7 protein-coding genes are annotated in these 7393 nt (G+C 75.2%); 5 read left to right on the forward strand and 2 right to left on the reverse strand.

Translation table 11 applies throughout. The annotated features are described in order from the left end of the window. Positions 1-176: 176 nt before the first annotated feature. Entirely contained in the window at positions 177-1313 is a 1137-nt protein-coding gene (locus tag AB0O82_RS38255; protein ID WP_363589610.1) for a TerD family protein, read from the reverse strand. A 207-nt stretch (positions 1314-1520) separates the two neighbouring features. Between AB0O82_RS38255 and AB0O82_RS38260 the strand changes: the two genes are divergently transcribed. Next, complete coding sequence (locus tag AB0O82_RS38260) at positions 1521-2780, forward strand: pyroglutamyl peptidase (RefSeq protein ID WP_363589612.1); 1260 nt, start codon at positions 1521-1523, stop codon at positions 2778-2780. A 50-nt stretch (positions 2781-2830) separates the two neighbouring features. Here AB0O82_RS38260 and AB0O82_RS38265 read toward each other — a convergent pair whose 3' ends face one another. Next, positions 2831-3331 (reverse strand): inorganic diphosphatase, encoded by a 501-nt coding sequence (locus tag AB0O82_RS38265; RefSeq protein ID WP_363589614.1) that lies wholly within the window; start codon positions 3329-3331, stop codon positions 2831-2833. Between the two features lie 107 nt (positions 3332-3438). On the opposite strand from AB0O82_RS38265, the gene AB0O82_RS38270 reads away from it, so the two are divergent. From AB0O82_RS38270 to AB0O82_RS38285, 4 genes are all read left to right on the forward strand, one after another. Continuing rightward, positions 3439-4257 (forward strand): hypothetical protein, encoded by an 819-nt coding sequence (locus AB0O82_RS38270; protein WP_363589616.1) that lies wholly within the window; start codon positions 3439-3441, stop codon positions 4255-4257. Positions 4258-4403: 146 nt separating this feature from the next. After that, the gene (locus tag AB0O82_RS38275) at positions 4404-4613 is read left to right on the forward strand and encodes a ferredoxin (protein WP_363589618.1); all 210 of its coding nucleotides are present in this window, start codon (positions 4404-4406) and stop codon (positions 4611-4613) included. After that, the gene (locus tag AB0O82_RS38280; protein WP_363589620.1) at positions 4603-5970 is read left to right on the forward strand and encodes an FAD-dependent oxidoreductase; all 1368 of its coding nucleotides are present in this window, start codon (positions 4603-4605) and stop codon (positions 5968-5970) included. Before AB0O82_RS38275 ends, AB0O82_RS38280 begins: the two co-directional genes overlap by 11 nt. A 93-nt stretch (positions 5971-6063) precedes the next feature. Then, complete coding sequence (locus AB0O82_RS38285; RefSeq protein WP_363589622.1) at positions 6064-7281, forward strand: cytochrome P450; 1218 nt, start codon at positions 6064-6066, stop codon at positions 7279-7281. Positions 7282-7393: the final 112 nt, after the last annotated feature.

The raw sequence follows: 7393 nt of genomic DNA on the forward strand, positions 1-7393 counted from the left end.
CGTCGGGGGCTGAGGGACGATTGGGCACGTGGCACAGCGGAGATACGAGTACGCCCCGGCAGGCACCCTGCCCGGGCTGTTGCCCCGTGCGCCTCGACGTAGCCGACCTGCCGGGCGGCGTCGAACTGCGCGGCCGGCGGGAGGGCGGGCGGTCCGGGGGCGACCCGGGGAGCGGCCTAGAAGAAGCTGTCGTCGTCGCCCTCGTAGTAGTTGTTCACAACCACCTCGGGCGTGTCGTCGCTGAACGCCTCGTTGAGCAGCGCGCCGCCGACCAGGCCGGCCGCGCCCGCGCCGATCAGCGCGCCGGTGCCGAAGCGGCGCCCGCCCTGGCCCGGCTGGCCCTGAGCGGGCTGGCCCTGGACCGGCTGCGGATAGCCCTGCTGGACCGGCTGCGGGTAGCCCTGCTGCGGGGTGTAGAACGGCGGCACGGTGGTCTGCACCCGCTGGGCGCAGGCGGCGCAGGTCTCGATCTGGCGCGGCACGCCCCACTGCGGCGACCACAGCACCGCCGTCGAGCCGAGGCCGTGCGAGGGGTCGAAGAAACACGTCACGGGGGAACTCCCTGGTCCTGGCTGGGTCATCGGGACAGCGGGCGCCACGGCGGGCACGGCAGGCACGGCGGGCACGGCAGGCACGGCGGGCGCCATGGCCGGCGCGGCGGGCGCCATGGCCGGCGCGGCGGGCGCCATGGCCGGCGCGGCGGGCACGACCGGAGCCGGCGGGGGCGCGGCGGGCGCGGGGGCGGCGGGCGCCGGTTGCAGGACGTCCACCCCGAAGTCGGCGGCGATGCCCGCGAGCCCCGACGCGTACCCCTGCCCGACGGCCCGGAACTTCCAGTCCGCACCGTGCCGGTACAGCTCGCCGAACACCATCGCCGTCTCGCTGCCCGCCTCGGCCGCCACGTCGTAACGGGCCGTCTCGGCGCCGCCCTCCGGGTCGGTGAGCCGGATGTACGCGCCGCGGACCTGGCCGAAGCTCTGGCGCCGCTGCACCGCGTCGTAGACCGCGACCGCGAAGACGATCTTCTCCACCCCGGCCGGGACGTCCGCGAGCCGGACGTCGATCCGCTCCTGGTCGTCGCCGCCACCGGCGCCGCCCTGGTGGCGGACCGAACCGTCCGGGCTCTGCAGGTTGTTGAAGAAGACGAAGTGCTGGTCCGAGACGACCTTCCCGGAGGCGTCACAGAGCAGGGCGCTGGCGTCCAGGTCGTACCCGGCGCCGGCCGTCCAGCCGAGGCCGACCCGTACGACCCGCAGCCCGGGGGCCTGCTTGCCCAGGGAGACGTTGCCGCCCTTCGTCAGGGCCACACTCATGGGACTCCTCCGCAACCGTTCGAATTACCGCTGTTTCCGCTGTTCGACCACGACAACGCTGTAGAGCTCGCGCCGGTTCCCGACTTCCCGTCAGTACTGGACGGGACGTTCCAGCAGGCCACAGGCCCGCGGCGCGGCCTTGCCGGCCGGGGCGCTCGGGCGGGGTGCCCTGGCGGGGTGTCGGCTCCCGACCTATTGTCAGGTGACATGACACGCCTTCGTCGCGCCGCCACCCTGGCCGCCGCCCTCACCGGCACCCTCGCCGCCCTGCTCGCCCCGGCCGCCGCCCAGGCCGGCCCGGCCGCCTGCCAGGTCGTCGGCACCGCCGCGGTGGACACCGAACAGGCCCGGCTCCAGGACCAGCGGACGACCGCCTTCACCGAGCGCTCCGGCCTGCGCGACCTGCTCCGGGGCTTCCCCGCCGCCCTGTGCGCCGCCCGGAACACCCGGCAGGCGGAACGGGTGGCGGGCGCCTGGGGCCGGGCGCTCTGGCAGGCCGGGGTGGACCGGGCCCAGGGCCGGCGGCCCAGCGGCGAACTCCCCGCCCGCGACGACCGCCCGCTGTACTGGACCAGGCTCGCGATGACCGTCCAACTGGCCCGCTGGCAGCCCGGGTTCGACGTCGACCCGGCCGACCTCCGGGCCCGCTTCGAGGACGCCTCCCGGGGCCTCGACGACGGCTTCACCGCCGCCCCCGGCGTCCGGCGGATCTTCGTCAGCGGCTTCGACCCGTACGGCCTCGACACCGAGCCGCGCCGCGCCAACCCCTCCGGCGCGGCCGTGCTGCAACTGCACGGACGGCGGATCACCCTCGCCGACGGCAGCCCCGCCGAAGTCCGGGCCGTCCTGCTGCCGGTCCGCTACGGCGACTTCGACGACGGCGTCGTCGAGCGCGCCTTCGGCCCGCACCTCACCCCCGGCCCGCAGGCCGCCGACCTGATCACCAGCATCAGCCAGGGCTACCCGGGCCTGTTCACCCTGGAGGCCTGGGCCGGGCGGGCCCGCTCCGCCGATCCCGCCACCGACAACACCGGCACCCTCTCCGGCGGCACCCGGCAGCACCCGGTCACCGCCCCGGGCCTGGACGACGGCCCGGAGTTCATCCGCACCACCCTGCCCACCGACGCCATGACGGCCGTCCAACAGCCCTACCCCGTCCGCCTCAACACCACCGTCACCGAGATCCCCGAGGGCGGCGTCGACCCCGTCGACCGCGCGGACGGCCCCACCCCCGGCTCCCGCGCCGTCGCCGGTGGCGGCGGCGGGTACCTCTCCAACGAGGTCGCCTACCGCTCCAACCGCCTGCGCCTCGACCTCGCCCCCGACCTCCCCGGCGGCCACCTGCACACCCCCGTGCTCACCGGCCTGCCCGCCCAGCAGGACCGCCTCACCGCCCCGGAGTTCGAGCAGAACGAGGCCGCCATCGCCGACCAGGTCCGCGAGATCCTGCGCCACGCCCGGTTCTGAGCCCCGGTGCCGCGCCCGGTTCTTGAGCCCCGGGCGCGCGGCGGGGACGGCTACACCGGCCGGGCGAAGCGCGTCCCCGCCGCGCGCGCCCGGGACTCGGCGATCTGCGCGTACGCGGCCTCCCGGTCCGCCCAGTGCGAGCCCTCGACCGACTTGCCGCGCTCCAGGTCCTTGTAGACCTGGAAGAAGTGGGTGATCTCCAGCAGGTCGAACTCGCGCAGGTCGCCGATGTCGCGCAGGTCGCCGTAGCGCGGGTCGTGGGCGGGGACGCACAGCACCTTCTGGTCCGGCCCGCGTTCGTCCCGCATCACCCACATGCCGACCGCCCGGCAGGTGATCACGCACCCCGGCACGGCCGGTTCGCCCCCGAGCACCAGCGCGTCCAGCGGCTCCGCGTCGCCGCCGAGGGTGCCCTCGACGTAGCCGTAGTCCGCGGGGTAGCGGGTGGCGGTGAACAGGGTGCGGTCGAGGCGGATCCGGCCCGCCGCGAAGTCCATCACGTACTTGTTCCGCGACCCCTGCGGGGTCTCGATCAACACCTCGAACTCCACCGCCGCCTCCTCCTCTGCGCCTGGGGAGATTGTCCGCCGTCCCGGCCGTCCGGGCACCCTCCGCAAACGCCCTCCACGGCCCGCTGGGGTCCGTTAGCATCCGGATCATGGGGAGTTGGCGTGTCACCGTCCAGGACCACCACCGCCGCAGCGGCGGGCGGCCACAGGGGCGCCCGCAGGGGCCGCTGGCCCGCCACGGCGGCCTGGCGCTGTACGGCCGGGACGGCGAGATCAGCTGTGTCGACACCGAGGGCCTGGTCCGCTGGCGCCGCCCCTGCGCGGGGCGCCCGAACGCAGCCCACCTCTCCGGCGGCCGGGCGCTGGTCACCACCGACTCCTTCGAGTACACCGCCTGGGGCCACCTCGGCCCGGCCCTGCTGCTGGACCTCGACGACGGCGCCCTCGTCGCCGAACTGCGCGGCGAGCGCGGCACGGCCCTGGGCGGCGGCCGCTTCGTGCTCGGCCTGGAGGGCTACGGCGCCTTCGACACCTGGGCCTACGACCGGGACGCCACCCTGGTCGACTCCTGGCGCAGCTACGGCCACTACGTGGTCGGCGGCGGCCTGCGCGTCGTCGAGACCGACCGCCGCCGGCCGACCGGGAGCCGGGTGGTGCGGCTGCTGCCCGGCGGGGGGATCGAGAACGGCCCGCTGCTCGCCGACCCGCAGGCCCCCGCGCCGGTGGTGCTGGCCGACGGCACCGTCCTGGTGCTGGACGCGGGGGTGCTGCGCGCCGTCGGGCGCGACCTCGACGCCACCGTGCTCGCCGAGTTGCTCCCACTGTCCGGCGACGACCTGCGCCGGTTCACCGGCACGCTGCGCCGCACGGCCGACGGCCTGACCGTGACGCTCGTGGAGCGCCACCCGACCCGGATGGGCGGCTACACCACCCACCGCTGGGCCCTCGGGCTGGAGTCGCCGAACTAGGCCGTGTCCGGCCGGGCGAACTGCTCTCCTGGCCCCCGGCGTTCCCCGGCGGCCACTCTCCGCGACCGCTCCCACGGAGCAGTACCGGGCGCGCGGCCGCTCCGGCGGCGGTAGGACGGACACAGACGTGCCCGGGAGGAGAGACCGTGAAGATCGTCGTCGACCTCAACCGCTGCCAGGGCTACGCGCAATGCGCGTTCCTCGCTCCCCGAGTGTTCGAGCTGCACGGGGAGGAGGCCCTGCTCTACACCCCGCAGGCCGCCGAGGACCAGCGTGACCGCGTCCGGCGGGCCGTCGCGGCCTGCCCGGTGCAGGCCATCGTGGTCGAGGAGGAGGGCCGGTCCGATGTCCGATGACCTCAAGAACGGCCGGATCGTCATCGTCGGCGCCTCGCTGGCCGGCCTGCGCGCCGCCGAGACGCTACGGGACGAGGGCTTCGCCGGGCAGCTGACCGTGGTCGGCGAGGAACACCTTCCCCCGTACGACCGGCCGCCCCTGTCCAAACAGGTGCTGCTCGGGCGGGTGCGCGCCGAGGAGACCGCGCTGCCCCGGCGCCGCAAGGTTGACGCGCAGTGGAAGCTCGGCGTCCGCGCCACCGGTGTGGACGGGGCCGGCAGGCAGGTCCTGCTCGCGAACGGCGAGCAGCTGCCCTACGACCGGCTGCTGATCGCCACCGGCACCCGGGCCAGGCCCTGGCCGAAGGCCGAGCAGGCCGCACTCGACGGGGTGTTCACCCTGCGCACCGCCGAGGACGCGGCCGGCCTGGCCGAGCGGCTGGACGCCGGCCCGAAGCGGGTGCTGGTGATCGGCGCCGGGTTCACCGGCTCCGAGATCGCCTCCGCCTGCCGGGAGCGCGGCCTGGCGGTGACCGTCGCCGAGCGCGGCCCCGCCCCGCTGGTCGGGGCCCTCGGCGGGGCCTTCGGCGCCCTCGCGGCCAAGGTCCAGCTCGCCCACGGCGTCGACCTGCGCTGCGGGGTGACCGTCTCCGCGCTGACCGGCCGAGCGGGCCGGCTCACCGGCGCCGAGCTCTCCGACGGCACCCGGATCGAGGCGGACGTCGCCGTGGTCGCCCTGGGCGCCGTCCGCAACACCGAATGGCTGGCCGAGTCGGGGCTCGCCGCCGGTCCGCGCGGGGTGGCCTGCGACGCGGGCTGCCGCGCCTTCAACATGTACGGGATCGTCACCGACGACGTCTTCGTCGCGGGCGACGTCGCCCGCTTCCCGCACCCCCTCTTCGAGTACCAGCTGCTCTCCCTCGAACACTGGGGCAACGCGGTCGCGCAGGCCGAGGTGGCGGCGCACAACATGGTCAGCCCGGGGCCGCAACGGCGGCCGCACCTGAGCGTCCCCTCCTTCTGGTCCAGCCAGTTCGGGCTCAACATCAAGTCCGTCGGCGTGCCCACCTTCTCCGACCACGTGGTCCTCGCCCAGGGCTCGGTCGAGGAGCGCCGGCTCGTCGCGGTCTACGGGTACCGGGGCCGGATCACGGCCGCCGTCAGCGTGAACCGGGCCAAGTGGCTGGAGCACTACCAGCGGCTGATCGAGGCCGCCGCGCCGTTCCCGCCCGACTGGGACGGCGTGGAGCCGCCCGCCTCCCGCATCCCGGTCCCCTCCGACGTGCCCGACCCGAAGGTGCTCTCGCACGGCCCGACCGTCGCCCTCACCGGCCACCTGCCCGACCGGCGGCTGACCCTGCGGCGCTGGGGCGGCTGAGCCCACCCGCCACCGCTCGACGGGCGCACGCCCACCGGGCCCCGCCGCCCGTCGAGGACCACTACCGCCGCCACCTCCGAGGAGCCACCGCGCATGGCCGCCGCCGACACCCTGTTCCGCCGGATCACCGACTACGCCAACCGCGCCGACCCCTACCCCCTGTACGCCGAGCTCCGCGACCACGGCGTGGCCCGCCAGGACGACGGCAGCTACCTGGTCGGCACCTACCACGAGGTCGCCGCGCTGCTGCACGACCCGAGGATCAGCTCGGACCGCCGCAACCGCACCGTCCCGGACGAGATGCAGGGCAGCGTCCCGGTCGCCTTCATCGGCCGGGACGACCCCGAGCACGAACGGCTGCGCAACATCGCCATGCGGCCCTTCGGCCCGCCCCACGCGCCCGACCGGGTCGACGCCATGCACGACGAGATCGCGCGGATCACCGGGGAACTGGTCGACGGGCTCCGGGGCCGCGACCGGATCGACCTGGTCGAGGACTTCGCCTACCCGCTGCCGGTCACCGTCATCTGCCGGCTGCTCGGCGTGCCGCGCGAGGACGAGCCGCGGTTCCACGCCTGGTCCGAGACGCTGATCGCGGGCTTCGACCCCACTCCCGACAGCGATCCGGCCGAGCGCCAGCGCGCGGCCACGCAGGCCCGGATGGAGATGGGGCTGTACCTCGGCGAACTCGCCGAGAGCCGCCGGGGCAAGCCGTCCGACGACATGCTCTCCGCCTTCGTCAACGACCCCGGCCCGTCGGGCGGCTTCACCCAGACGGAGCTGATGGCCACCGCGGTCCTGCTGCTCATCGCCGGGCACGAGACGACCGTCAACCTGATCACCAACGGCGTGCTCACCCTGCTGCGCCAGCCGGAAAGCCTGGAACTGCTGCGCGAAAAGCCGGAGTTGATGCCGCGCGCGGTGGAGGAGCTGCTGCGCTACGAACCCCCGGTCCAGTTGTTGCCGCAGCGCACCGCGCTCACCGACATCGAGGTCGCCGGGGTCACCGTCCCCAAGGGCGCGCCGCTGATCCTGGTGCTCGCCGCCGCCAACCGGGACCCTCTGCGGTTCCAGGAGCCCGACCGCTTCGACCCGACCCGCCCGGACAACCAGCACCTCGGATTCGGCAGCGGCGTGCACAGCTGCTTCGGCGCACCGCTCGCCAGAGTCGAGGCGCAGCTCGCGCTCACCGCGCTCATCCACCGCCTGGACGGCCCCCGGCTGCTCCAGGACCCGCCCGAGTACCGGCGCAGCCCCGTCCTGCGCGGGCCCCGGCACCTGCCGCTCGCGCTGTCCGGGGTCAGGGACTGAGCGGCCCGGGCCCGGGAGGCGGCATCGCGATCGGCGGGACGGGGGCCTGGGGCGCCGGCGGCACCACCCCCGGCGCCCCCTTCGACCCGGACCACAACAGCATGAAACGGGC

It is taken from the genome of Kitasatospora sp. NPDC088264 (genome assembly GCF_040685715.1).
In the GTDB taxonomy this organism is placed as follows: domain Bacteria; phylum Actinomycetota; class Actinomycetes; order Streptomycetales; family Streptomycetaceae; genus Kitasatospora.